The following is a 24,373-nucleotide window of genomic DNA, read 5'->3' as shown; positions in this document are numbered from 1 at the left end:
ATTATTTTGTCTGTTAATTGACTTGGCATATTGTGAACTGCGCCACATTTCTGTATTTTCTAGGACTACCCGTGATAATAGCCATGATTCATAAGGTTTTGCCTCCCATGTTGCAATCGCTGCGCCACCTTTGGTCCAATAAAACCATCAATTACTCTTTTATGATGTTGATCATTTTGCTCGGCGTCATTTTGCCTTGTTGGTATTATCAGTTAAATACTTGGGTCACCCCTTTGATCCTCGGCGTGATTGCCGCTGCCCTAGCTGAAAGCGACAGCTCGGGGACCGGACGGGTTACCTCTCTGCTGCTGACGTTTATTTGTTTTGCCACTGCGGCTTTCTCGGTTGAGTACTTGTTCGATAAGCCCCTGTGGTTTGCCATTGGCCTTTTTGTCTCCACCTTTGGCTTTATTATTCTCGGCGCGATTGGGCCACGCTACGCCAGCATCGCGTTTGGCTCGATACTTTTGGCCATCTATGCCATGCTCGGTACCCATGGTCCAGACGACATTTGGCTGCAACCCTTATTGCTTCTTAGTGGCAGCAGTTGGTATTACCTGATTTCCTCACTGTGGCGCCTGTTGTGGCCAACCCAACCAATCCAACAAAGTTTGGCGCATATCTTTGAACAAACCGCGCATTACTTTGAAATTAAAGCCGAGATGTTTCACCCCACCGATAACATGTCACCACAACCATTTCGAGTTGAAGAAGCCAAACGCAATGGCAATTTAGTCGCTGCGCTTAACGCCGGTAAATTGACTTTCCTCAACCGAGCGAAACACGGCCAAGTGACAGGCAGTGGTATGCGTTATCTCAATATCTACTTTCACATTCAAGATATTCACGAGCGGATCACCTCATCTCATTATCGCTATCAAGATCTCGCCAGTGATTTTAAACACAGTGATGTGCTGTTTAGAGTCAAGCATTTATTGCAAACTCAAGCTCAATGCTGCCGCGACATTGCCCACTCGCTCAAAGTGGGCAGTGCTTATCACCACAACGCCAAGTGCAGCGACGCCCTCAGTGCTTTGCAGCAATCTATCCAGCATTTGAACGATCAAAACAATCCTTCATGGCAGAGCTCACTACGCCAACTAGAGTACGTTTTTCAAAACTTAACCACCGTGGAAAGCTTGCTTAATAACATTCACAACCCAGATGTGCCCGATCTTGAAGACATCCAACTTAGCGACTCGACCCCGAAAAACGGACGCGAAGCCCTAAGTCGTATTCGCAGCCATCTCAACATCGACTCCTTGCTGTTTCGTCACGCACTGCGACTCGCCATCACTTTGACTCTGGGCTATGGCATTATCCAAGCGTTTGATCTCGACCGCGGTTACTGGATCTTGCTGACCACCTTATTTGTTTGCCAACCCAACTACAGCGCCACCAAACAAAAATTGGCCCAGCGTATTATCGGCACCATTGCCGGCCTGCTCATCGGTTGGTTATTACTGGTTATTTTTCCTTCCCAAGAAAGCCAAATGGCCTTTATTGTTGTAGCAGGTGTGTTATTTTTTGCCTTTAGAATCAACAACTACAGTTATGCCACTGGCTTTATCACCCTAATGGTATTGTTCTGCTTTAATCAGTTAGGACAAGGGTTTGCGGTGATCAGCCCACGTTTATTTGACACTTTAGTCGGCTGTGGATTGGCCGCGTTCGCCTTGTGGTATATCTTGCCCGACTGGCACTCGCGCAAAATTAATAAGGTGATGGCCGAAAGTGTTCATGCCAACTTACAATACTTAAGTCAGTCAATCAGCCAATATCGGATTGGTAAAAAAGACAACTTGGCCTACCGAGTCGCGCGCCGCGATGCCCACGACAAAGACGCCAATCTCGCAGCGGCCATCAATCATATGTTGGCAGAGCCAGGTAAATACCAAAAACACACTCAAGAGAGCTTTCGCTTTTTGTCACTCAATCACGCCATGTTGAGCTACATATCGACCCTAGGCGCTCACCGTAAGCGCATCAATAACGAGCGAGCACACACGTTAATATTCGACGCTTTTGACAGTATTTACCAACATTTAAACTACCTTGAACAGCAATTTGAACGCACCAGCCCCAACGAAATTGAACGGCTATCCAACTTGGATGAAAACGACATCGAACAGCGCCTGGCACAATGGCACGACGACGACTCGGCAACGGTGAAGCTGGTTTTGCAACAGCTGTCTTTGATTTATCACATGCTGCCAGAGATGCACGATCTCGCCAACCGTTTATCGGCAGCGCAGCACCTTGAACAATCCGCTGAAAGTGTATAAAATCTAAGCAAAGCAACACAAGTAAGGTGTCCTATGGCTATTTCCGGAATCGGTTCAGGGTATTCGATGTTACAGCAGTCTCAGCAGATGGCGTCGTCTGCGGCTGAGACGCTCGCGAATAATTCCAACAACCAAAAGCTCGACACCCCCTCTCAAGACCTAACGGCTTCAGGGCAGCAAAACCCCAATACCGCAACCAATCAGGTCCTTTCTGCTGAAGGTGACGCCAAGCAAGCGTCTTCCGATGGTCAAAATAAGCCGACTGTATCCAACCTAGACGCTTTGCTTACCTTAAACCAAGCGCAAAACTACAATGCCATTGGCGCGAAAGTGATCGAAAACAGCAACGAGCGCCTCGGTAACCTCATCGACATTCAAGCGTAAGAAAACGCCGGCTAAGCGCCATAAGTCACGTCAACCAATACCCCCCCCCTTTCTGTCTCTATCAACACGGCGTGTAAACTCGCATTGATGCCTTTCATCATCGATCAAAAAAAGTAAACGTTTGCGTAATCGCTAACCCTCACCAATTGCGCTTTTGCCACTTTTAAGGGCGTCTTTGCACTGATATAGTGCCAGCGTTCCATTCGAGGCAAGGAATCCCTCAAACTCTCACGATGAGAAGAATGGCAAAACCCGGTCGTCACCCCATACTGTTATGGGCTTCTTTACCAATAACACTGACCCTACATCGTGTTTTAAAAGAAACGACCCAAAAGTAACAAATTTGAGGGAAAAAGCATGGAAATCAATGCTATCGAAATGTTTGGTTATGTTGCGTCGGTTATGGTTGCACTGTCTTTAACCATGAAAGACATCGTACGCTTGCGTGTGTTAAACCTGATTGGCTGTGCGCTGTTTGCCAGTTACGGTCTGATGATCGACGCTTGGCCGGTTGCCGCCACCAATGGTTTTATCGCCGTCGTCAACGTCTACTACTTGACCAAGATGTGGCTAAATAAAAATCAAAAACAAGCTCCGCTGAGTAAAGCGCGCGCTTAATTTCATGGCAAAGCCGTGACTGAACGGCCAGTCAGCTGCACTTTTTTGTGCATAAAAGCCCTTTTAAAATCGCGACCATGCCGCCAGAGTGGGTATTCATGGTCGCGATTTTTGTTTATGATCGCGCGAGAGTCGTTTTGCACAACACGCCACTAAAACAGGGGATCATAGCGATGCTAATTAGTGAAGTTGCAGAAAAAACCGGATTATCCAGTAAATCCATTCGTCTTTACGAGCAAAAAAAGATCATCAGTGCCCCGCTTCGCAATGACGCGGGTTATCGCATTTACCAACACAAACACCTAGAGCAATTGCAGCTGATCGCCAATGCCAAAAAAATGGGCTTTGGTTTAGAGCAGTGCAAACAATTGATCACTTTAGCGGAAAACCCAGACAGAGCCAGTCGAGAAGTCAAACAGCACGCGATCGACAAGCTCAACCAAATCCGCGCGCAAATTGAGCAATGGCAAAGCATGGCGGATACGTTATCGTCTTGGGTTGAGCAATGCCCAGGGGATGATCAAAGCCAGTGCCCGATCATAGAAAGGATGGCCAGCGCACCAGTCGATAAAACGTGAACCTGTCACCTAAACACCGGCTAAGCTTGAGGCTTCAACCCGGCAATAATGGTTTCAACGACAAAACGCTCAGCCTGATAAAACTCATCATCTGTTAACGACTTACCTTTGATAAGCGAAATTTCCGCTTCGTAATCGGCATAAAATTGCGTGGTGCCCCAAATCATAAACAGCAAATACAAGGGCTCAACCGGTTTAATTTTGCCCTGCTCGACCCAGGCTTGAATGACATTGGCTTTTGATTGTGTCCACTCAATCACGGGCAATTCAATGTCGTTGCCAATGATGGGCGCGCCTTGAATGATTTCTTGGGCAAAAATCTTGGCCGCCTTAGGGTGCGAGCGGCTGTAACGCATTTTCGCCACGATGTATTCTTCTAAAATGGCAAACGGATCGTCTTTGGCTTCTTGCTCGGCAAAGCCTTCATTCCACATCGTGACAATGTCTTGTAAAATGGTTTTGTACAGGCCTGTTTTCGATTTGAAATAATAAAGCACATTGGCTTTAGGCAGGTTGACGCTGTCGGCGATCCCTTGGACCGATGTGCCTTTAAAACCATTTTTTACAAACTCATCCGTCGCGGCCAAGATGATTTTTTCTCGATTTCGACGGCGAATTTCACCCGCAGGTTTCGCACTTTTTTTCACCAATTCAATTTCCATGTGTGACCGGCACTCCTCAATCATTCACTGGTAGCATAACCAAAGCTCGTGGCATTGAGCAAACTTTATTGCTCAGCCTGTGCGATGGTCAATCACACTCACCGCCCATCAGCCCAAGCGCCAGTCTATACCAAAAATGCACCCTATTGATGCAATTGCACCAAAATATACCATAACAACAGCGTGTCGATGAGCATACTCATGCCAATTTGATGTCAGTAAAATTGGCAATTATCATTAATTAACAGACTGTTATAAATTTTCTCACAAAAAACTCGACCAAGTGGTCAAGTTTTTGCTTTAATATAACCTAAATAACGATTTGGTCAAATACCAAGCTAAGAAGACGCAGCTTCACCTTACTGGTGTGAGCCTAAGGAAAAGCGTCAAAATAACAAAGTGAGGATGTTATGCTTGAGCTCATGATTAACGATGAGATCGTAACGGTTGATTCGGCTCGTGCAGATACGATGTTACTGCCCTTTCTAAGAGAGCACTGCGATCTAACCGGCACCAAAGAAGGGTGTGCGAGTGGCGATTGCGGCGCCTGTACTGTGGTAATAGTAGAAAGCGACCCACAGCACGGCCTGGTTCACAAAAACATCAACGCCTGTATTACGCCCTTGTATGCGTTGCACGGCAAACAAGTGATCACCGTAGAATACCTGCGCCAGCCCAAACAGTTGCATCCCGTCCAACAAGCGGTGGTGGATGCACACGGCAGCCAATGTGGTTTCTGTACTCCTGGGTTTGTGATGTCTATGTATGCGCTATCTAAGCAGCCCGACACGGTAGAAAACCCGATCGGATACTTGGGGGGCAACTTGTGTCGTTGTACCGGTTATGGGCCACTCATCGAGGCAGCAAAAAAAATTCAGCAACACAGCGGCGACCCGATTGCCGAGCGTGAGCCACAAGTCAGTCAATGGATAGATTCCGTCTCTCAACTGCAAGCGTCTCATTATATTGCTCCGCAAGATCGTCTCCAACTGGCGAAAGCGCGTGCCCAATTACCCGATGCGCCCTTTATCGCAGGCGGTACCGACCTATCCCTGATCGTGACTCAACAATTACAAGACATTCCTGCACTGATTGATGTGAGCCAAGTCAAAGAGCTCAATACCCTAGAGCGCAACGAGAGCTATCTCACCCTGGGCGCGGCCGTCCCGTTATACAAAGTTCATCAAGCCATGAAATCGCTCTTTCCATCGACGGATGAACTGTTTGATCGCCTTGGCAGTTTGGCCATTCGTCACCGGGGGACACTCGGCGGCAGTTTAGCGCACGCTTCACCCATTGGCGATGTCGCGCCTTTGTTGATCAGCCTCAACGCCGAAATCACCTTGGATAATGGCCAGCAAAGACGTTCATTGGCGGTCGAAGATTTTATTACCGATTATCGTCAAACCGCACTGCGCGCGGATGAGTGGATTGAATCGATTGATATCCCCTATTTAAGCGCCAAAGACCGCCATGCTATGTATAAGATCAGCAAGCGTTTTGAAGACGATATTTCAACCTTGACGTTGGGGATTTTGATCCGCCCCGACACCAGTGGCACGATTCGAGAATGCCGTATTTCTGCCGGCGGGATCGCAGCCAAAACTCGTCGCTTAACTGAGATTGAATCGCTCTTTATCGGCCAGCGTCTCGAAAGGCCGCTCATCGACCAGGTTAAACAACAGATAGCCAGTGTGATCAATCCGCTCAGTGATGTTCGCGCCAGCGCCGATTATCGCATTAAAACCATGGCCAATTTATTTGAGCGCTTTTACTTAGAACAACAACAAATCGAGACTCGGGTGGTGCATTATGCGTAAGCTAACACAAATCAACGTAGGCCAACCGGCACTTTCTTCTAACGTGGTTGGCAAAAGCCGGCAACACGAGAGTGCCAGTAAACAAGTCTGTGGTGACGCGCCTTTTATTGATGACTACCCAACTCCCAAGGGCTGTCTTCACGCGGCGGTGATTGTGAGCACCATCGCCAAAGGTACCATCACATCCTTAGATCTAAGCGCGGTTTCGGCCAGTCCTGGCGTTGTCAAAGTGGTGGATCACACTGCCATTCCTGGCGAAAAAGACATCGGCCCCATTTTTAAAGGCGATCCTTTATTGGTGTTTGACAATGTGATTAAACACCACGGGCAACCTATCGCGTTCGTGCTGGCGAAAACCGAACGACAAGCATGGCAAGCGGCGCAAAAAGCGCAGATAGAATACGACGAAGAGAGCGCCAGTGTCGACTTTGCCTCTTCTGTGCATCTGCCGCCATTGTTGCCAGTACATACCATGGCAGAGCAAGCGCCATCGCAGTCCCCCTCTGAGAGCAACAGCAGTGAAACCCTCACTCTCGAAGGCGATATACACGTTGGTGGTCAGGAGCACTTTTACCTAGAAACTCAAGCCAGTTTGGCCGAAGTAGCGGAAGATGGTGGTATTTTCTTGCGCTGCTCGACGCAAAACCCAACCGAGATCCAAAAACTGGTCGCCGAAGTATTAGCGATTGATTTTAACCGCGTCACCATTGATATGCGCCGGATGGGCGGCGGCTTTGGCGGCAAAGAAAGCCAAGCGTCCCATTGGGCTTGCTTTGCTGCGTTAGGCGCGATTTTAACCGGAAAAGCGGTCAAAATCCGTTTACCGCGCCGCATCGATATGACGGCAACGGGCAAACGTCACCCCTTTTATAATCAGTACCAATTACGTACCGACAAAGATGGCATTATTCAACAAGCGGACATTCAGATCCACGGTTTGTGTGGGCACTCGCCTGATTTGTCCGATGCGATTGTCGACCGAGCCATGTTTCACGCCGACAACGCCTACTACCTAGGTCAGAGCCATATTCAAGGCCACCGCTTAAAAACCGATACCGTGTCACACACAGCGTTTCGCGGCTTTGGCGGCCCGCAAGGGATGGTGTTAATCGAAAAAGCCATGGAACAACTGGCGATAAAAACCGGACAAGATGCCTTGGATTTGCGGTTAAAGAACCTGTATCGACCTGGCAAGACCACCACGCCTTATGGTATGGAAGTAGATCAACACGACACGCTCAAGCAGGTGATGGAGGATCTGGCACAAAGCTGTGATTATCGCGCGCGACGTCAAGCGATCCGCGAGCACAATCGCAACCAACCGGTCGTGAAGCGCGGTTTAGCCCTGACCCCGGTTAAGTTTGGCATTTCCTTCACCGCTCAGCACCTCAACCAAGCAGGTGCCTTGATGCACGTCTATACGGATGGTTCGGTGCAGGTATCCCACGGCGGCACCGAAATGGGCCAAGGCCTGCATACCAAAATTCAACAAATTGTTGCTCACGCTTTGGGGATCGATTTTGACAAGGTCCTCGTTACCTCAACGCGAACCGACAAAGTGCCCAACACTTCGCCGACGGCGGCTTCATCCGGGACCGATTTAAACGGCATGGCTGCCTATAACGCGGCGATGATCATCAAAGAGCGGGTGATTGAATTTGCCAAAGCGCATTATCAGTCTGAGCAGGTGCACATTGAAGATGGCCTAGTGCATTGTGATGGGCAAGCCTTGCCTTGGGCAGAGGTAGTGCAAAAAGCCTATTTAGCGCGGGTTTCCCTCTCGACCACTGGGTTTTATAAAACGCCGAAGATTCACTACAACCGCCAAACCGGCAAAGGACGCCCGTTCTTTTATTTTGCCATTGGCGCTTGCTGCTCAGAAGTCAGCATTGACACGCTAACAGGAGAGATGAAAGTAGAACGCGTCGACATCTTGCACGATGTAGGACATTCACTCAACCCAGCGATTGATATCGGTCAGATTGAAGGCGGCTACATTCAAGGGTTAGGTTGGCTGACGACAGAGGAGTTGGTCTGGCACCCTGAATCGGGGCGCTTATTGTCTGACAGCCCAATGAACTACAAAATCCCATCGATTCACGATTATCCGAATCAGATGAACATTGCTCTATTTGATAAAGCCAACCCAGAGCACAGTATCTATCGCTCAAAAGCGATTGGAGAGCCTCCTTTTATGCATGCCATCAGTACTTGGTGCGCCATTTACGATGCGGTTGCAGCGGTTGCTGACCACAAGCAGCCACCAGTTTTGCACGCACCTGCAACAGGGGAAGCGATATTAATGGCCTGTGAATCATTGCGCCAACCATCACAAGAGGTAAAACGTCATGCCGATGCCACCCTCAAATAACGCCTTATCGATTGGCGATATCCCCAGCCCTTTTAGCTCGGGGCTCAATTGGTCTAAGGCTTGCGCACAACTCAATCAACAGGGTGAAGCGTTTTGTTTGGCGACCGTCGTGGCGGAAGTGGGCTCAGTGCCTCGCTCGGTAGGAGCCAAAATGGTGATCACAAGCAAAGCTCAATACGACACACTTGGTGGTGGTAACCTCGAGTTTCAGGTGATCCAAAAGGCGCGCGAACAGTTAAATAACGGCGAGCATTCGATGTCGATTGAACGCTTTTCACTTGCTGCCGATTTAGGTCAATGCTGTGGCGGTGGCGTGCAAGTATTAATGGAGTATCACCAATGCCAACACCTGCCCATCGCCGTATTTGGCGCAGGCCACGTAGGGCAAGCGTTGGCGGGGATTTTAGCCGCCATGCCGTGCCAATTAACAATCTATGACAATCGCCCGCAATGGCGCGAATCGTTGATCCAACAAGGGATATCAGCGCAAGGAGTTGACGACCTGAACCAATTGCTCAGCGACATGAGCCCACAAACGAAAATTGTAGTGATGACCCAAGATCACCAGCTCGATTATGACATTGTACAACAAGCGCTGGCGCTCAATAAATTTGACTATGTCGGTCTGATTGGCTCTGAAGGCAAAAATCAACGTTTCCGCTTCCGGTTACAAGAGCAATTAGCCACCCCTGATTTGCTCTCGCCGCTCGTCTGCCCCATCGGCCACCCCGATATCCATGGCAAATTGCCCATGCAAGTGGCCGTATCGGTGGCAGCAGAGCTTAATCAATGGATGACAACCACCGCCCCCCAACATCGCGATACTGCCAGCTCGAGCTGGAAAGAGGTTAATCAAGTGCGAAAAACATTGGCAAACACAAAGGTATTTTCACAATGACCATCCACATAGACCCATTACAATGGCCGCAATTGTGCAGCAGTGTGCGCTGGCAAACCCTGATGCAAGCACAAGCGCCATTTGAGAGTGAGTACGCCTTTAAGCAAGCCGCGTCGGCGTCTTTTGCCAAGCTCAATGAAAGCGATTGGTTAGAAGCCTTTGCCGGTCACCCGATGATTGGCGATATCGAAAGCCTGGCAAAGAAATACGGTCACGGCAAAGCGCTGAGTGAAAAAGAGCAAGCGCAGGTCTCAGGGGCCGAGCGCGAGGTACTCGAAAGTTTGCTGGTAGACAATCAAACCTACCGTGACAAATTTGGCTTTATTTTTATTATCTTTGCTTCAGACAAAACCGCAGAACAAATGCTAAAAGCCCTGCGCGACAGAATCAACAACCGCCGCGAGCAAGAATTAGAAAATGCATCACAAGAACAGATGAAAATCACGCTCAACCGCATGGAGGCCCTATTATGAGCAGTTTGAGTTGTCATATTCTCGACACCACCAACGGTTTACCAGCACAAGACGTGGTCATTCATTTACAGACTCTCGACGGTGCGCGTCTTGAGAGTCAAACCACCAATCAAGATGGCCGAGTGTCTTTTTCTCATCCGCTTGAAAAAGACGATTATTGCTTGCGTTTTGAAGTCAAGCCCTATTGTATCACCCACTTCAAACACGCTTTTTTCCCGTTTATCGATGTGAACTTTACCATCAGTGATGAAAGGCACTATCACATCCCATTACTCCTTTCTCCCTTTACGTTTTCAAGTTACCGAGGCAGTTAATCATGGCGTTAAGTCTACATCGCGGTGCCATTCTTCACTTTCCCACCGCCACTCATAACCCAGCCGACGATCACGTGTACCATGCCGATGGTGTGTTACTGATCGACGATGGCAAGATCCTCGCGCTGAGTTCAGCCGAGCAATTTTTTGCAGCAGACGAAAACCAGCACTGGCTCAATAGTCCTAATTATATCAAGCATCAAGGGCTCATTTTGCCCGGCATGATCGACAGTCACGTTCATTTCCCACAAATGGAAATCATCGCCAGTTACGGCAATCAATTGCTCGATTGGCTCAACCAGTACACCTTCCCTGCCGAATCTCAATTTGGTGATCAAGCCTACGCTAATCAACAAGCCGAGTTTTTTATTCAGCAGTTGTTTAAACACGGCACCACATCGGCCTGTGTTTATGCCACGATTCACCCTGAGTCCGTCAATGCGTTCTTCGAACAAGCTCAAGCTCACCACGCCTGTATGATCGCCGGTAAAGTGATGATGGATCGCCACTGCCCAGACAACCTGCGCGATGAAGCGCAGCAAAGCTATCATCAAAGTAAGGCGCTCATCGAACAATGGCACAAAACCGACCGGTTATTGTATGCCGTGACGCCAAGGTTTGCGCCCACCAGCACCCCTTTACAGTTACAACTGGCTGGTCAATTGGCTACCGAGCACCCCGATACCTTTATTCAAACCCACATCAGTGAAAACAAAGATGAAATTGCTTGGGTTGCCTCACTCTACCCAGAGAGCAAGGATTACCTCGACGTCTACCAACAAAATAACCTCGTGCGCGAGCGCTGTTTACTTGGTCACGGTATTCACTTGACTGAACGTGAGAAACAAGCGATTGCCGACACCGGTGCGAGCATCAGTTTTTGTCCGTCTTCTAACCTGTTTTTGGGCAGTGGTTTATTCCCGTATTTTGAAGCGAAAGAGAGGGGCATTCCTGTGTCGATTGCCAGTGATGTGGGCGGCGGAACCAGTTTGAGTTTGTTTGCCAATCAATCGGATGCGTATAAGATCTTGCAGTTACAAAATCAGAGCCTCAACCCATTTGAGTCGCTCTACCTTTGTACTCAAGGCGCAGCGGTGGCCATGGGACTGGAACACGATATCGGCAACTTAAACCAAGGAACGGCTGCCGACTTTATCGTTTTAGACACCCAAGGCAGTGACATGTTGTCGCAGCGTTTGCAAAAAACCACCACCTTAAGCGAGGCTCTGTTTGCGTATATTGTGCTTGGCGACGACCGCGCGATCGAAAAAACTTATGTCGCGGGTAAGCAGGTGTACCAATCAACGCTTACTGCTGACAATCGCACTGCGGTGAGTTAACCCATTTGCGGTTTACCTTGCGATAGCGACGGGCTTGCCGTTCATTCATAAGGCATAAAATAAAGGATCATTGGCACTGATTGATACATCCAACTCCCAATCCGCCAATGATCCTTCTCTTTTCTCGACCTTTAGCGGCGAGTTTTAACCATTATCACCAACCGACATTAAAGAAAACTGTGAGCGCGAAGCGTTTGGTCATTAGGTTTGTTTTTATCTTGTTGCCATGCTCCTACGTGGTAATGAAAAGATCTTGCTTTGTAAAGACACTCCACTCAAGTCTAAGCCGGCGAAAAACAATACAACACACTTAAATTAACACTGCTAAATGTCATAAGATCAAGCTCAAACCCCTTCTTCATTTCCTTGCTAGCATTCAGGCTTTAAGCTGTATCGTTGCGCTTTTTGAATAGCTTTACTCATCAAAACTATCACGACAGCTCCAACCAAAACTGGCGTAAATAAGAACGACCACCCATAACCAGACAACATAATTAAAATGGGATTCGCGCCCGCTGGTGGGTGTGTTGTTTTAGACAGCAACATACACGTAATGCCTAACCCGGTCGCCACAGATAAACTCAACGGTGTGACGCCGACATATTGGGAAAACACGATACCAATACTGGCAGTGATCAAATGACCCAAAATGACATTTTTGGGCTGAGCCAGGGGGCTACTTGGCAAACCAAAAACGAGCACCGCTGTCGCCCCAAACGGAGCCATAACCAAAGCTACACTTTCCATATTAGCCTCTGCCATCAAGAGAAGACCAAGAGTTATTGAAGCCCCTACTCCTGCGACTAAAGCAGACAAATAATGATTCATAAAAACCTCACAATCAAAAGTAGACCAATCTGTCTACACGCAATTGTAGACAGATTGGTCTACTTTTGTCAATATAGGTAAAACGGCTTTGAGGTATCTTTATGAGTAAGAAAAGGGATTTGCTATTAACAACCGCATTAGAGCTTTTTTACCGTCACGGTATTAACTCCATTGGAATTAATGAAGTAATCAAGGTTTCTGGTGTGGCGAAAAAAACGCTATACAGTCACTTCAACAGCAAAGAGGAACTGGTATTAAAGGCTTTAGAAAAAAGGCACTTTACTTTTATACAGTGGTTGCAAGCTAAGCTTGAAAACACAAACAATAATAGCGAGGTGATCGAAACACTGTTTTATTCTTTAAAAGATTGGTTTGATGGCAAGGAGCCTGAACTTGGGGATTTTAATGGATGTTTCTTTATCAATACTGCGGCAGAATTCCATGATACGAACAGTGAAATGTCTAACTATTGCCGTTTCCATAAAGCACAAGTACGCCAATTAATACAAAGCAAGCTAAGTGGAGATTCTGAGGAATTGCTCAATGCGATATGTCTGCTAAAAGAAGGGGCAATCACAACAACTTACATGACGGGCGTCAGTGATCATGTAATAGAAAGTAGCGTGAAGATCTTACATCGCCTTGAATGCTAAAACCTGACCAATATCTTAGGTCAGTAATAACTATAATTTGATATTTTTATTTATTGAATCAATCAAGCGCATTATATTTGCCGTGGCGCAAAAATAATAATCGCCATGCCAAGCAGCGCGACCGAGGCACCGATGATTTCACCCAGTTAGTCACAAAATCACTTGGCAATAATGGCGTATCGGCGCCTCACGTATACCTGTAGGTTGAGAGAATTACAAAGGGATCTGCTAATGCCTTATTAAGTAACCCGAACTACACTAGCTAACATCCCACATTTCTTATCAAGACCACACCCGACATAGACCAAAATCGCAGAGCGTTGAAGGTCTATTTGAATGGTTTGTATGGATCATCAGCACAGGGAGTGTTTGTTGTTATATACACAAAAACAATAAGCCAAAAAAATTTGATTTCTTACCATCAATTTCAATATAGCCAGGCTTGGGAATTATTTTTCCCGATGCAGTGGTTTTAATTAAATACTGCATCATGAAGGTTTTTCCTTTCTTAGACTTTGCATTAACTTCAACTATATCTTGTCCATCTTTTGTCTCAAACTTAGACCATTTTATTTCACTGTCGTACTTTAAAGAGAGAGTATCTTCAAATGATAGGTCAGAGCCATCACAGAAATTCGAGTTTTTAATTTGTGAAATAGAATCATTACCACATGAAGATAACATAAGTATTAAACTAACAATGGACATCAACTTTCCAATTCTCATTTTAACTTCCTAATTTTTTATATGATTTTTATTCTCGCCTTGAATCTTGGCTACCCTGATCGAAGTGTAAGTGAACCGCTGATTCTGGCTTTCTTTTCCAATAGATCATTGTAAGTGCTGAGAGAACAAGATATTCAATCATTCTCTCCGACATTGACCAACGCACAATTTTACGCGTATACCAACCCATCACCACCGACAAAAATAAGAAGCCATCATGGATGTGGATATACGTAATATCGCTGACCAACCACTGGTTAAGTATCTCAACCTCGAATTGACGATTAAGCACATTGGGTTTAGAAATGAATTCATACCCCTAGTAATCGACTTTGCGACGCTTGTAACCTCGTAATGCCTGAATCTTTGCACCTGTCATCTGTCTCAATACACGATCTCGACCACATTCAATATGCACCTCTTGTAAATCAGGGTGAAGATTGCGGTGGCCATGCAAACCACCGCTTTCTAACCAGAGTTGTTTAGTCTTTGTCAGCAAGTGGCAATCTTCAATCTGCCGTTTGCTGTGTGGGGCTTTAAGCCCAGCGTAATAACCACTGTGAAGCAGATTACATGGTCGGGCTCGGGCTATAACACACACATAGCTGTTTACATTGAACTCCTCAGTAGGGATAAGTTTTAGCTCACTTGCATCAAACCAAGGTTTTATCGCTCATTATGGCGTGTTTACTTTTACGGCATCAAAATCTTTAAAGTTTGTCATTACATACGACATAGGAATTCCATTTAACCATTTATATAAAATATTTTTACAAAAATGTAAATTTAAAGGCGAATTACACTTAAAAATTAACTTTTTAAAACCTAAAGTTTTGATATAAACCCCAAAGCAGAAAAACTCATTTCTTTCTTTTTTGATGCTATATTAATTTTACTAAAGTAACTATTTTGCCAATGCCAAAACTCTTTCTCGAAATATTTACCTATGTATTTCCCATCTACCTCACCGATCTCAACCATAAAGTTTAACTTTTTATAAAAGTGCTCAATTTTTGATATTTTTTGCCACTCTTCTTTGGACAAGTTATGATATAGATTATCCCAAGAAGGTGTTTCTTGTTCTTCTAAGGCTTTTCTAAGTGCTTGACCTGCCTCATTTCTTAGTTGTATATAATCTGGAGATGTATATTCTTGGATTAAGTCTAACGCCCTATTTTTTCTTTCTCTATTTGTTTCATGCATCACTATAAATAACGCAGACAACCCTGCACCAATTGCAGCACCTAACAAAGCTGCTCCAACACTGCCGGTTAAAGCCCCAATTATAGCTCCCCAAATACTTGTAAATGTAGTAAGTTCCATTAACTCTCCTTAATTTTACTAATAATTTAGTGGTAATATCTAAATAATAACCTCGATGTACTGATATAGCCTAATACTCCAATTATGTAAAAGTGCAAAAGATCATCACTGGTTGAAAGTCGTTTAATCTTCCCTGCTTTGCCTGTACTAGATTTAACTAAGTGGTCTGTCATAACCCGATATTTATCGGGTTATGCTCGCTATAACTTGATGAAAACTCCTCGCTCTCTGACAAAGGTCGACGATTTACCATTAAACGTCTCAACAACTGCTTGCCCTAAACATCTCCTAGACAAAACAAGAGACAAATAAACGCTTTTATGTAGTCCGTGGCGCAAAAATAATAATCGCCATACCAAGCAGCGCGACCGAGGCACCGATGATGTCCCACAATGTTGGCCGTATCCCATCAACGAACCACAGCCATAGTATGGCGACAAAAATATAAACGCCGCCATAAGCCGCATAAACCCGACCCGCAGCGGTTGGGTGCAGAGAAAGCAACCAAGCAAAGAGCGCCAAAGACACAGCAGCCGGCAGTAAAAGCCAAACCGACTTGCCCTCTTTTAACCAAAGATAAGGCAGATAACACCCGATTATCTCTGCCACTGCAGTAATAAAAAATAGCCCAAGTGTTTTTGCGTCTAACAACTCAACGTCCTCATTGTCTTTTTGGCCAACTTAGCACTGCATTGGACAATAGCACAAACATGCCCTATTGATATGATGTTCTTGAGCGATAAGAATGTTATCTTTATAGAGCAAATGAATCACCGCGAAAAAAAACATCGTCAATAAAAGAACGACTTGACCATGGCCATAATATTTGTGCTATCGTTGAGCTCCCAACCAACCAAAAGGACATAACAATGGAGAACTGGCATAATCTTAGTACACTGCTTGCTCGGCTCACCCTTGTTCCGCTTTTGGTGACAACACTCATCTCTACACCTTCATTCTTTTGGTGGCGCTCTTACTAGAGCGGCACAGGATCTTTGCATTCTTACGCTGCTGGAAGGTAGCTAAGACTGTGCTCTCATTATCTCCAGTAGCGATCGATTTATTAGGAGATAACACCATGAATACCAACCCAACTGCAGATACATCAGACATCATTTTAACCGGTGATAGAGCGACAGGCCCCTTACACCTTGGTCACTATATCGGCTCTTTAAAGCAGCGTGTCGCTTTGCAGCATGCTCACGACCAAACGATTCTGGTTGCAGACATGCAAGGCCTAACCGATAACGCCCACAACCCATCAAAGGTCTCCTCCAATATCATTAACGTAGTCGCCGATTATCTTGCGGTAGGCATCGACCCAAGTAAAACAACGATTTGCCTGCAGTCACAATTACCGGCATTGGCTGAGATAACCATGTATTACAGTAATCTTGTCACCATCGCGAGATTAGAGCGAAACCCTACCGTTAAAAGCGAGATACACAATAAAGGCTTTGAGCGTTCCATCCCCGCTGGCTTTTTGACTTACCCTATTTCTCAGGCAGCAGACATCACGGCTTTCAACGCCACTCTCGTTCCTGTTGGTGATGATCAATTACCCATGCTTGAACAAACCAATGAGATAGTAAGGAAAGTCAATTCACTCGCCGGAAAAGCCGTCCTCAACGAATGCCGCCCACTACTGAGCAAGGCATCACGCCTGCCGAGCACAGACGGTAAAAGTAAGATGTCGAAATCCATGGGTAATGCGATCAACCTAGGTGCTTCCCCTAAAGCAATCCGTGCGGCGGTGAAATCAATGTACACCGACCCAAATCACTTGAAAATTGAGGATCCTGGTTGTGTCGAAGGCAATGTTGTATTTACCTATCTTGATGCGTTTCATCCCGATTCAGATTACATCGCTCAATTAAAACGCCAATACCAAAACGGCGGTCTGGGGGATGGAACAACCAAGAAAATCTTAGAAGAATGTTTGCAAGAATTACTTCGACCAATCCGAGAGAAAAGAGCTGAACTACTCGCCGACAAAGCACAACTTATCGATGTATTGGCAAAAGGAAGCCAAGTATCTCGAGAAAAAACCCACAAGGTTCTGTTTGATATCAAAGAGGTTTTTGGACTGAATATCTTCTGAATAGTTCGGGCGTCGAGAGTCTCAAATCGAGCCATGTTTCTTGAAAAGCGAGACAGCAATAACCTTCAGGGGTCGGCGCCTCTCACACATCGCCGTATTGGTGACTGCGTATCTCCCTCGGCTGCCGACCCCATTTGACCGTCTACCACTATGTCACACTGTCTTTCACTATCGTTCAAAGCAAAAACCACCCGCGTGTAACAAAATGTAAAGCAACGTAAAAACGTGAACATTATTGTTATGAGTTGGACTAATCTAGCGTTATTCATTCAACAAGAGTTTAAGGATCACCCATGAAAAAAACACTGCTTTTGACCGTGTTAGCCACCGCATTTTGCGCGCCTGTATTTGCGGCAAGTAATAATCAAAACGGCCAGCCGCCCCGTCCGCCTTCCTTTTCAGACATCGACAGCAACGGTGACGGTGTGATCAGCAAAGATGAAGCCAAAGGCCCGTTAGCACACGACTTTGACCAAGCTGATACAAACGGCGATGGTGAATTAACCCAAACTGAGCTCGATACCTTTATGCAAAGCCACCAGCCACCGCAAGGCGGCCAAGGCCCAGCCAACTAATCACTCAGCGTCTCATTGAAGTGACGAACGATTAGCCTTAGGGAATGAAAAGAAAAAACGCACTCAAGGGTGCGTTTTTTTATGTCACAGGCAATCGAGTAAAGCATTAAACCTTGGCGATTGCGGGCAACTGAGCCAGTTTAATGGCTTCAATAAAACAGCCAAGCGCATCGGCCACATCACCGACATTCACGTTCTCATCAGGGTGATGACTAATACCTCTATCACAGCGGATGAACAACATGCCGATGTCAGTCAGCTTGGCGATGGCTAAACCGTCATGGCCGGCACCACTTGGCATGGTAGAAGGGAGCACACCAAGGTGGCGTTGTACCGCTTGTTTCCATAAAGTTTGCAAGGAATCAGAACAAGGCGCAGCACTGGCCTCATAAAGCAAATCATGATTTAAGCTCAAATGGCGATTCTGCGCTAATTGCTCAAGTTTGACGATCAAACTGTGGCAACACCCCTCAAGTTGAGCCTGAGATTGACTGCGAATATCCAATGTAAAAGATACCTCACCGGCAATCACATTCACCGCCCCACCTTGTACATGACATTTACCTACGGTCGCGACAATGTTGTGTTCGATGGCAAAGGCTTCTATCACACTGACCATTTCAGCAAAGCCGCACAACGCATCTTGGCGCAAGGCCATCGGCACCGTGCCTGCATGGCCGGCCATACCACGAACTTCAAATTGGTAACGCTTGGCACCCGCAATGGCACTGACCACGCCAACGGAAGATTGCTGTGCTTCAAGTACTGGTCCTTGCTCTATGTGCGCTTCCAAATAGCCGCCCACGTCTTCAGGTCGGTAAGCATCTGTCCCCGCTTTATTTGGATCCAACCCAAACGTCAACATGGCTTCTGCCATCGAGATTTGCTGACTATCGCGAATATCAAGCCATTTGGGATCAAAACACCCCGCCACTCCGCTTGAGCCAATCAAGGTAGTATTAAAACGCGTGCCTTCTTCGTCGGCAAAGGCAAGCACATCGACATCAAAAGGTAAATCTATATCTTTGAGCTGTGCCAATGCTTCGATCGCCAATAACACACCTAGTGTACCGTCATATTTACCGGCATTGGTGACAGTGTCACTATGAGAGCCGATCAATAAACGCTTTTGCGTCGGCTGAGAAGAGACTTTGCGACCGCGCACATTGCCGACCGAATCTTGCCACGCTTCTAACCCCGCTTCTTGCATCCAGGTCATCAGTTGCTGATTGGCGAGCGCGTGCTGCTCGGAAAGATACACCCGCTCAACACCACTAGACAGGCTGCTTATTTTGGCTAAGGTTTCTATTTGCTGCATGATCACTGCAGCGCGACTGTCCATTGTCGTCATTGCGTTCCCTTATTGATAAAATGCCATCGCGGCCACCACCGCTTGACCGGCGTTTACACGGGCTTTTTTCGCCAATAAAATCGACTCGAGCGCCGCCAATGTCGACAACACACATTCTTGCCTTGCGTTGTAACCCATAGTACCAATACGCCATATTTTGCCGTGTAGCGGACCAAACGAAGTGCCAATTTCAATGCCAAAGCGCAAAAGCAGCTCTTGGCGCACTTCATCGCCATTGACCTCTTTGGGAATATACACCCCGACCACGTTATTCATTTTGGTCGTTTGATCGCCAAACAGCTCCAGCCCCATCGCCTGTAAACCCGACGCCATAGCAAGACCCGCCTGCTTGTGGCGAGCAATTACATTGTCAGCGCCTTCTTCTAAAAACAAACGCGCACATTCACGCGCCGCGTACAACATGGTGGTCGCTTCGGTATGGTGGTTTAAACGCTCAGGGCCCCAGTAATCCATAATCATGGCTAAATCAAAATAGTTCGAGCGAATGATCTCGCCTTGGCCTTCACTGTGGTGATCGGCTTTGATCCCGGCTTCGATGTGTTTACGCTGGTTAATCACCTCAGCGCAGCGATCGCTCAGCGTGACAGGCGCACTGCCGGACGGCCCGCCCAAACACTTTTGCAAGCCTGCAGAAACGGCGTCTAAATGCCATTCATCGACCAATAACTCATTACCGGCAATCGACGCAGTGGCATCACAGTAAAACAGTACATCGTATTGCTGACACAATTCACCTAATTCCTTAAGCGGCTGATTCATGGTCGTCGATGTATCGCCCTGAACCGTCGCCAGCATCTTAGGTTTGAAGGACTTGATCGCCTCTTCAACTTGCTCAGGTTGGCATACTTCTCCCCATGGCACTTCAATGGTTTGAACTTTGGCGCCAATGCGCTGAGCAATTTCACACAATAAGTGACCAAAACGGCCTATCACAGGAATCAACACTTTGTCGCCTGGTTGCAGCACGGAGACCAGTACCGCTTCAATCCCAGAGCGCGCCGTACCATCCACCAATAAGGTTTGTTGATTGTCGGTAGCAAATACGCCGCGATACAAAGATTGTACTTGATTCATATAGCCGGTCATCACCGGATCGTATTGACCAATCAGCGCCGAAGACATGGCTTGATGCACTCGCGGATAGGCATTGATTGGCCCTGGCCCCATCAATAGGCGTTGCGGGGGGTTAAGGGTTTCAAATAAAGTATGCTTAGACATTTTGTTCTCCTAAATAGGTTGCGCCATCACTGCGCGGGTCGGTCGCGGCACTGGCTTGCCCTTGTGGCGATAACACAATCGCGCCAGCGTGACCCATGAGTTCGTTGTGATCGTCGACTTGGTCAAGTTCGTGGCCCCGTTGCGATAACTCGCGTTGATAACGGTCGAATAACCCTTGCTCAAGTCTGAGTGAGTGTGTGTCACTACCCCATGTACGGCCCAAGAGCCAACGCGGTGCAGAAATGGCTTCTTCCAATGAAAAATGTTGATACAGGTAACGGCTAAATAAGCACGCTTGGGTTTGCGGCTGGCCTTCACCGCCCATGGTGCCATAAACAATACGACGGCCATCGCGCAAATCCGCATAAGCGGGGTTTAAGGTGTGAAACGGTTTTTTATTGGCCGCCAACACATTGTGGTGATTTGGATCTAGTGAAAAGCTCTTACCGCGACAGTTCCACAATACCCCCGTGTCCCCTGCCACTACGCCAGAGCCAAACTCCCAATACACCGACTGAATAAAGCTCACCATCACGCCTTGCGTATCGCAAGCCCCCATCCAAATGGTATCGCCGGGTTTAGCCACATGTGGCCAAGCTAAGGCTTTATCGAGCTCAATGGCCTCAACACCTTGTGTAATCCGTTTGGGATCAAGCAGGCTTTGTGAGGTGACGGACATGGCATTTGGGTCAGTGATATAGCGATCGCGGGTCAGAAACGCCTGCTTGGTCGCTTCGACCAATAAATGGATGTGGTCGAGCTCGCCTTTCGCTTGCTGGGCCAATTGATCGTAAATCGCTAAAATCGTTAACGAAGCAACCCCTTGAGTCGGCGCCGGTAAGTTGTAGAGCTGACCTTGGCTGATTTCCACGCTTAACGGCTGACAATACTCGGCTTCAAAGGCGTGAAAATCGTCAAGCGTGAGCGGACTGCCTTGCGCTTGCAAGCCTTTGACCATTCGCTCAGCCAGGTCGCCGCGATAAAAATCGTCCAACCCGCGCTCCGCCAATTGTTGCAAGGTATTGGCCAAATTGGAGTTGGTCAAGATATCGCCAACTTGGAGCGCACGTCCACTGGGTAAATAATGGCGCTGAAAAGACGCCAGTTCCGATAGGCGTGAGTACGTTTTTTCACTGGCATTGACCAGGCTTTGCGTCACGTCAATACCTTGGCTAGCGGCTTCAATCGCCGGCGCAAATAGCTCGGCCAGTGATTGTGAACCCGGTAAGTAGTCGAGCGCTTTTTGCCAGCCCGACACCGTACCCGCCATGGTCAATGCCGCTGCGCCGCCGCTGTCTGGCAACTCTGATTGGCGCGCATAAGTCGCTAAATCAACGTTTTTACTGGCACGGCCACAAGCATCAATGGCCACAGGAGCTTGGCCTGGCTTAGAAATCAGCCAAAAACCATCGCCGCCTAAGCCATTCATGTGTGGGTATTGCACCGCGATCATCGCCGCGGCCGCCACCATGGCTTCACAGGCATTACCGCCGCGATCGAGAACCGCTTGCCCGGCTTGAGCGGCTTTAAAATGCGGTGCTGTAAACGCGCTTTGCATGGTCATATTCCCTTCTCCATCATACTCGCCAGCGCTAATAAGCCCGTTTCTTGATATTTATCGCCTAGTAAAGAGAAGCCGCAAGGCCCTTCCGCCAAACCGGCCAATGGAATGTGCAGCTGTGGCAAGCCAGACAAACCGGCAATACTGGTTAATCCCATCAAATACGAGCGATAGTTCGCCAGCTCTGCCGCTGGCATATCAAGAGGTGGCGGCCCTGATGGAGTGGTCGGTAACAGCCAAAAACACTGGTTATCTTGCAGTTGCGACATCAATAAACGAGAAAATTGTTGTTGCTTGGCCACCCCTTGCTGATACTGCTCTGCGCTGATTTCGAGTGCCCAAGTCGCGCGCTCGGCGATCGCCGGATCAAGCGATGTGATGTGCTTTTGTAACCACTCGCCATGCAGCTGTGCAATTTCGTAACCTTGTACGGTGCGAAACACATCACTAAGCTCCGCCAACTGGATGTGGTTCTCAGCGAGCCAATCTCCTTCGACCAAGGCCACCTGAGCATTAAGGCAATACTGCTGAATCGCCGCTAAACGGGGCTTGCTAAGCAGGGATAAGCATTGTTTATCCAGGTAAAGGTGAGTACAGGGCTTTGAATCCGCCGCTTTGGCCCCTAACCCATTCCACACCGTGGTCAAGGTCTCCAAGTTGGCGGCAAGGACCCCAGCGGTATCAAAACTTTTCGCTAATTCAAAGCAATGCGCTAAACTCAGTGCGCCCAGTGTCGGCCGCAAACCGAACAAGCCACAATAACTTGCCGGGACTCGCACCGACCCGCCCGTGTCGGTGCCCAGTGAAAAATCCACCTCACCTCTGGCCACCGCCACCGCACTGCCACTCGACGAACCGCCGGGGATACAGTGCGGCGCAGCGGGATTGACCGGCGTGCCATAGTGGCAATTCTGACCGTTTAGACTATAGGCCAACTCATCAGTTTGGACTCGACCCAAACATTCTGCGCCTAAACTCAAACAGCGTTCGATCAAAGGGGATGTGGCCACAGCCGGTAAATGGGTGGTAAGCCATGTCGGATTACCCGCGCCGGTTACAAAGCCTTCAACATCAAAAAGATCTTTAAAAACAAATTGATAACCGGTAAGAATTCCTTGTCCTGTCGGGCCTAAATACTGCGGCCCTTGAGCACAATAGACACTGGTGTCTTGTATTGTCATCATCGATTTCATCCTTGAACTCCTCACCTTGTTAATCAGGCTGTTGATTTCTCTGTTTCGCTTTGTTGTGACGCATAGCGATTGGCCAAAATGGCACAATAGAAAATCTGAATCGGGTGATAAAGCATAATGGGCAGTAAAATCATGCCTAAATTCGGATCACTGCCGAAAATCGCACTCGCCATCGGCACACCGGCGGCCAAGGTTTTTTTGGTACCACAGAAGACAGCCGCAACCTCATTCTCGCGTTCAAATCCGGTGCGGCGTGCCAACCACTGAATAAAGTGCACCATAATCAACAAGGTTACGGTGGCAATGGCGGCGGCTAACAGCAACATACCCACGGAGAACTCACTCCAAATGCCATTGGCAACCGAATCACAAAAGGCGTTATAGACAATCATTAAAATGACCACTTTATCAACTTTGTTGACGATCGCTTTGTGACGAGTAATAAAATCATTAAGCAGCGGACGCAACAATTGTCCCACTACCATCGGGATCAACAGCAACTTGGCGATACTGACGATCGAGGCCATCAAATTCATTTCAACGCCTTCGACACCCATGAAAAGTTGAATCAATAATGGGGTGACGAACACGCCTAATACACTGGAAAGCGACGCATTAAAAATTGCGCCAGGGACATTGCCTTTGCCAACACTGGTCATGGCAACCGACGAAGAGATGGTACTTGGCAAGGCAAATAGATAGCAAAAACCGAACGCCAACGCCGCTGGCATGGTCGCCAACATGGCGTCGCCAAACACCAGCCACAATACAGGATACAAACCATAAGTGGCGACTTGAATGAAGACGTGTAAACGCCAGTTGCTCATACCGGCTTTAATGGCACTCGGCGACAAGCCCAAACCATGCAGAAAGAAGACCAAGGCCACACCCAAACCGGTCACTTGATCCAGGTGCAATAACCCACCACTTTTGCCCACTGAGTCACTAAAGGTCGCCAACGCAATCGCGACCACCATCCCCACCAGGAACCATTCTTTTTTGAGCTTATTCATTATTGTCATTGATTGTCACTTCTCGTTTATAAAAATACTTCATTGTTGATACTACTTTGTTTTCTTT

25 protein-coding genes are annotated in these 24,373 nt (G+C 47.5%); 13 read left to right on the top strand and 12 right to left on the bottom strand.

Going from position 1 to position 24,373, the window contains the following annotated elements; all coding sequences use genetic code 11:
* Positions 1 to 107: 107 nt before the first annotated feature.
* The 4 genes from yccS to cueR all read left to right on the top strand — a co-directional run bounded on the left by yccS (position 108) and on the right by cueR (position 3,865).
* The gene (yccS, locus tag AB0763_RS16110; RefSeq protein ID WP_306099470.1) at positions 108 to 2,285 is read left to right on the top strand and encodes a YccS family putative transporter; all 2,178 of its coding nucleotides are present in this window, start codon (positions 108 to 110) and stop codon (positions 2,283 to 2,285) included.
* Positions 2,286 to 2,318: 33 nt separating this feature from the next.
* Entirely contained in the window at positions 2,319 to 2,669 is a 351-nt protein-coding gene (locus AB0763_RS16105) for a hypothetical protein (RefSeq protein WP_306099469.1), read from the top strand.
* 357 nt (positions 2,670 to 3,026) lie between these two features.
* Complete coding sequence (locus tag AB0763_RS16100) at positions 3,027 to 3,287, top strand: hypothetical protein (protein WP_306099468.1); 261 nt, start codon at positions 3,027 to 3,029, stop codon at positions 3,285 to 3,287.
* Positions 3,288 to 3,460: 173 nt separating this feature from the next.
* The gene (cueR, locus tag AB0763_RS16095; RefSeq protein WP_306099467.1) at positions 3,461 to 3,865 is read left to right on the top strand and encodes a Cu(I)-responsive transcriptional regulator; all 405 of its coding nucleotides are present in this window, start codon (positions 3,461 to 3,463) and stop codon (positions 3,863 to 3,865) included.
* 20 nt (positions 3,866 to 3,885) lie between these two features.
* On the opposite strand, the gene AB0763_RS16090 is transcribed toward cueR, so the two are convergent.
* The gene (locus tag AB0763_RS16090; RefSeq protein WP_306099466.1) at positions 3,886 to 4,527 is read right to left on the bottom strand and encodes a TetR family transcriptional regulator C-terminal domain-containing protein; all 642 of its coding nucleotides are present in this window, start codon (positions 4,525 to 4,527) and stop codon (positions 3,886 to 3,888) included.
* Positions 4,528 to 4,937: 410 nt separating this feature from the next.
* On the opposite strand from AB0763_RS16090, the gene xdhA reads away from it, so the two are divergent.
* The 6 genes from xdhA to guaD are packed head-to-tail and all read left to right on the top strand — an operon-like array spanning position 4,938 to position 11,743.
* Positions 4,938 to 6,347: a xanthine dehydrogenase small subunit gene (gene xdhA / locus AB0763_RS16085; RefSeq protein WP_306099465.1), complete on the top strand. Its 1,410-nt coding sequence runs from the start codon at positions 4,938 to 4,940 to the stop codon at positions 6,345 to 6,347.
* Positions 6,340 to 8,718, top strand: coding sequence for a xanthine dehydrogenase molybdopterin binding subunit (gene xdhB / locus AB0763_RS16080; RefSeq protein ID WP_306099464.1), 2,379 nt, complete (start codon positions 6,340 to 6,342; stop codon positions 8,716 to 8,718). The genes xdhA and xdhB overlap by 8 nt, the downstream gene beginning before the upstream one ends.
* Positions 8,696 to 9,616 carry a xanthine dehydrogenase accessory protein XdhC gene (gene xdhC / locus AB0763_RS16075; RefSeq protein WP_306099463.1) on the top strand — a complete coding sequence of 307 codons (921 nt, stop codon included), beginning with the start codon at positions 8,696 to 8,698 and terminating at the stop codon, positions 9,614 to 9,616. The genes xdhB and xdhC overlap by 23 nt, the downstream gene beginning before the upstream one ends.
* The gene (locus tag AB0763_RS16070) at positions 9,613 to 10,089 is read left to right on the top strand and encodes a 2-oxo-4-hydroxy-4-carboxy-5-ureidoimidazoline decarboxylase (protein ID WP_306099462.1); all 477 of its coding nucleotides are present in this window, start codon (positions 9,613 to 9,615) and stop codon (positions 10,087 to 10,089) included. Before xdhC ends, AB0763_RS16070 begins: the two co-directional genes overlap by 4 nt.
* Positions 10,086 to 10,403 carry a hydroxyisourate hydrolase gene (gene uraH, locus AB0763_RS16065; protein ID WP_306099461.1) on the top strand — a complete coding sequence of 106 codons (318 nt, stop codon included), beginning with the start codon at positions 10,086 to 10,088 and terminating at the stop codon, positions 10,401 to 10,403. The genes AB0763_RS16070 and uraH overlap by 4 nt, the downstream gene beginning before the upstream one ends.
* Positions 10,404 to 10,405: 2 nt before the next feature.
* The gene (gene guaD / locus AB0763_RS16060) at positions 10,406 to 11,743 is read left to right on the top strand and encodes a guanine deaminase (RefSeq protein WP_306099460.1); all 1,338 of its coding nucleotides are present in this window, start codon (positions 10,406 to 10,408) and stop codon (positions 11,741 to 11,743) included.
* 369 nt (positions 11,744 to 12,112) lie between these two features.
* Here the strand turns inward: guaD and AB0763_RS16055 are convergent, their stop codons facing one another.
* On the bottom strand, positions 12,113 to 12,571 hold the full coding sequence (locus AB0763_RS16055) for an HPP family protein (RefSeq protein ID WP_306099459.1): 459 nt from the start codon (positions 12,569 to 12,571) through the stop codon (positions 12,113 to 12,115).
* A gap of 101 nt (positions 12,572 to 12,672) precedes the next feature.
* Between AB0763_RS16055 and AB0763_RS16050 the strand changes: the two genes are divergently transcribed.
* Positions 12,673 to 13,224, top strand: a complete 552-nt coding sequence (locus AB0763_RS16050; RefSeq protein ID WP_306099458.1) for a TetR/AcrR family transcriptional regulator — start codon at positions 12,673 to 12,675, stop codon at positions 13,222 to 13,224.
* A 375-nt stretch (positions 13,225 to 13,599) separates the two neighbouring features.
* Here the strand turns inward: AB0763_RS16050 and AB0763_RS16045 are convergent, their stop codons facing one another.
* The 5 genes from AB0763_RS16045 to AB0763_RS16025 all read right to left on the bottom strand — a co-directional run bounded on the left by AB0763_RS16045 (position 13,600) and on the right by AB0763_RS16025 (position 15,924).
* A complete protein-coding gene (locus tag AB0763_RS16045; RefSeq protein ID WP_306099457.1) occupies positions 13,600 to 13,950 on the bottom strand; it encodes a hypothetical protein in 351 nt (116 codons plus the stop codon).
* A gap of 28 nt (positions 13,951 to 13,978) precedes the next feature.
* Positions 13,979 to 14,242, bottom strand: coding sequence for a DDE-type integrase/transposase/recombinase (locus AB0763_RS16040; RefSeq protein WP_368644146.1), 264 nt, complete (start codon positions 14,240 to 14,242; stop codon positions 13,979 to 13,981).
* A 27-nt stretch (positions 14,243 to 14,269) separates the two neighbouring features.
* Positions 14,270 to 14,449, bottom strand: a complete 180-nt coding sequence (locus tag AB0763_RS16035; protein ID WP_306099456.1) for an IS3 family transposase — start codon at positions 14,447 to 14,449, stop codon at positions 14,270 to 14,272.
* A 326-nt stretch (positions 14,450 to 14,775) separates the two neighbouring features.
* A complete protein-coding gene (locus tag AB0763_RS16030) occupies positions 14,776 to 15,273 on the bottom strand; it encodes a hypothetical protein (RefSeq protein WP_306099455.1) in 498 nt (165 codons plus the stop codon).
* A gap of 318 nt (positions 15,274 to 15,591) precedes the next feature.
* Positions 15,592 to 15,924 carry a YnfA family protein gene (locus AB0763_RS16025; RefSeq protein ID WP_306099454.1) on the bottom strand — a complete coding sequence of 111 codons (333 nt, stop codon included), beginning with the start codon at positions 15,922 to 15,924 and terminating at the stop codon, positions 15,592 to 15,594.
* Positions 15,925 to 16,351: 427 nt separating this feature from the next.
* On the opposite strand from AB0763_RS16025, the gene trpS reads away from it, so the two are divergent.
* Together trpS and AB0763_RS16015 are read left to right on the top strand one after the other, a co-directional pair.
* Positions 16,352 to 17,374 (top strand): tryptophan--tRNA ligase, encoded by a 1,023-nt coding sequence (trpS, locus tag AB0763_RS16020; protein ID WP_306099453.1) that lies wholly within the window; start codon positions 16,352 to 16,354, stop codon positions 17,372 to 17,374.
* 293 nt (positions 17,375 to 17,667) lie between these two features.
* Complete coding sequence (locus AB0763_RS16015) at positions 17,668 to 17,949, top strand: EF-hand domain-containing protein (protein ID WP_306099452.1); 282 nt, start codon at positions 17,668 to 17,670, stop codon at positions 17,947 to 17,949.
* A 106-nt stretch (positions 17,950 to 18,055) separates the two neighbouring features.
* Here AB0763_RS16015 and AB0763_RS16010 read toward each other — a convergent pair whose 3' ends face one another.
* From AB0763_RS16010 to AB0763_RS15990, 5 genes are read right to left on the bottom strand one after another with little or no spacing between them, the layout of a single operon-like run.
* A complete protein-coding gene (locus AB0763_RS16010) occupies positions 18,056 to 19,300 on the bottom strand; it encodes an allantoate amidohydrolase (RefSeq protein WP_306099451.1) in 1,245 nt (414 codons plus the stop codon).
* Positions 19,301 to 19,309: 9 nt separating this feature from the next.
* Entirely contained in the window at positions 19,310 to 20,539 is a 1,230-nt protein-coding gene (locus tag AB0763_RS16005; RefSeq protein WP_306099450.1) for an alanine--glyoxylate aminotransferase family protein, read from the bottom strand.
* Complete coding sequence (locus AB0763_RS16000) at positions 20,532 to 22,103, bottom strand: gamma-glutamyltransferase family protein (protein ID WP_306099449.1); 1,572 nt, start codon at positions 22,101 to 22,103, stop codon at positions 20,532 to 20,534. Before AB0763_RS16000 ends, AB0763_RS16005 begins: the two co-directional genes overlap by 8 nt.
* Positions 22,100 to 23,284 carry an amidase family protein gene (locus AB0763_RS15995; RefSeq protein WP_306099448.1) on the bottom strand — a complete coding sequence of 395 codons (1,185 nt, stop codon included), beginning with the start codon at positions 23,282 to 23,284 and terminating at the stop codon, positions 22,100 to 22,102. Before AB0763_RS15995 ends, AB0763_RS16000 begins: the two co-directional genes overlap by 4 nt.
* Before the next feature lie 32 nt (positions 23,285 to 23,316).
* The gene (locus AB0763_RS15990) at positions 23,317 to 24,315 is read right to left on the bottom strand and encodes a bile acid:sodium symporter family protein (protein WP_306099447.1); all 999 of its coding nucleotides are present in this window, start codon (positions 24,313 to 24,315) and stop codon (positions 23,317 to 23,319) included.
* Between the last annotated feature and the right edge of the window lie 58 nt (positions 24,316 to 24,373).

It is taken from the genome of Vibrio sp. HB236076 (genome assembly GCF_040957575.1).
Classification (GTDB): Bacteria; Pseudomonadota; Gammaproteobacteria; order Enterobacterales; family Vibrionaceae; genus Vibrio.
This window is presented reverse-complemented; position numbering and strand designations above follow the sequence as displayed.

Coding starts and splice junctions, on each gene's coding strand:
- yccS (WP_306099470.1), top strand. CDS start 108: ATGTTGCAATCGCTGCGCCACCTTTGGTCCAATAAAACCATCAATTAC.
- AB0763_RS16105 (WP_306099469.1), top strand. CDS start 2,319: ATGGCTATTTCCGGAATCGGTTCAGGGTATTCGATGTTACAGCAGTCT.
- AB0763_RS16100 (WP_306099468.1), top strand. CDS start 3,027: ATGGAAATCAATGCTATCGAAATGTTTGGTTATGTTGCGTCGGTTATG.
- cueR (WP_306099467.1), top strand. CDS start 3,461: ATGCTAATTAGTGAAGTTGCAGAAAAAACCGGATTATCCAGTAAATCC.
- AB0763_RS16090 (WP_306099466.1), bottom strand. CDS start 4,527: ATGGAAATTGAATTGGTGAAAAAAAGTGCGAAACCTGCGGGTGAAATT.
- xdhA (WP_306099465.1), top strand. CDS start 4,938: ATGCTTGAGCTCATGATTAACGATGAGATCGTAACGGTTGATTCGGCT.
- xdhB (WP_306099464.1), top strand. CDS start 6,340: ATGCGTAAGCTAACACAAATCAACGTAGGCCAACCGGCACTTTCTTCT.
- xdhC (WP_306099463.1), top strand. CDS start 8,696: ATGCCGATGCCACCCTCAAATAACGCCTTATCGATTGGCGATATCCCC.
- AB0763_RS16070 (WP_306099462.1), top strand. CDS start 9,613: ATGACCATCCACATAGACCCATTACAATGGCCGCAATTGTGCAGCAGT.
- uraH (WP_306099461.1), top strand. CDS start 10,086: ATGAGCAGTTTGAGTTGTCATATTCTCGACACCACCAACGGTTTACCA.
- guaD (WP_306099460.1), top strand. CDS start 10,406: ATGGCGTTAAGTCTACATCGCGGTGCCATTCTTCACTTTCCCACCGCC.
- AB0763_RS16055 (WP_306099459.1), bottom strand. CDS start 12,571: ATGAATCATTATTTGTCTGCTTTAGTCGCAGGAGTAGGGGCTTCAATA.
- AB0763_RS16050 (WP_306099458.1), top strand. CDS start 12,673: ATGAGTAAGAAAAGGGATTTGCTATTAACAACCGCATTAGAGCTTTTT.
- AB0763_RS16045 (WP_306099457.1), bottom strand. CDS start 13,950: ATGAGAATTGGAAAGTTGATGTCCATTGTTAGTTTAATACTTATGTTA.
- AB0763_RS16030 (WP_306099455.1), bottom strand. CDS start 15,273: ATGGAACTTACTACATTTACAAGTATTTGGGGAGCTATAATTGGGGCT.
- trpS (WP_306099453.1), top strand. CDS start 16,352: ATGAATACCAACCCAACTGCAGATACATCAGACATCATTTTAACCGGT.
- AB0763_RS16015 (WP_306099452.1), top strand. CDS start 17,668: ATGAAAAAAACACTGCTTTTGACCGTGTTAGCCACCGCATTTTGCGCG.
- AB0763_RS16010 (WP_306099451.1), bottom strand. CDS start 19,300: ATGACGACAATGGACAGTCGCGCTGCAGTGATCATGCAGCAAATAGAA.
- AB0763_RS16005 (WP_306099450.1), bottom strand. CDS start 20,539: ATGTCTAAGCATACTTTATTTGAAACCCTTAACCCCCCGCAACGCCTA.
- AB0763_RS16000 (WP_306099449.1), bottom strand. CDS start 22,103: ATGACCATGCAAAGCGCGTTTACAGCACCGCATTTTAAAGCCGCTCAA.
- AB0763_RS15995 (WP_306099448.1), bottom strand. CDS start 23,284: ATGATGACAATACAAGACACCAGTGTCTATTGTGCTCAAGGGCCGCAG.
- AB0763_RS15990 (WP_306099447.1), bottom strand. CDS start 24,315: ATGACAATAATGAATAAGCTCAAAAAAGAATGGTTCCTGGTGGGGATG.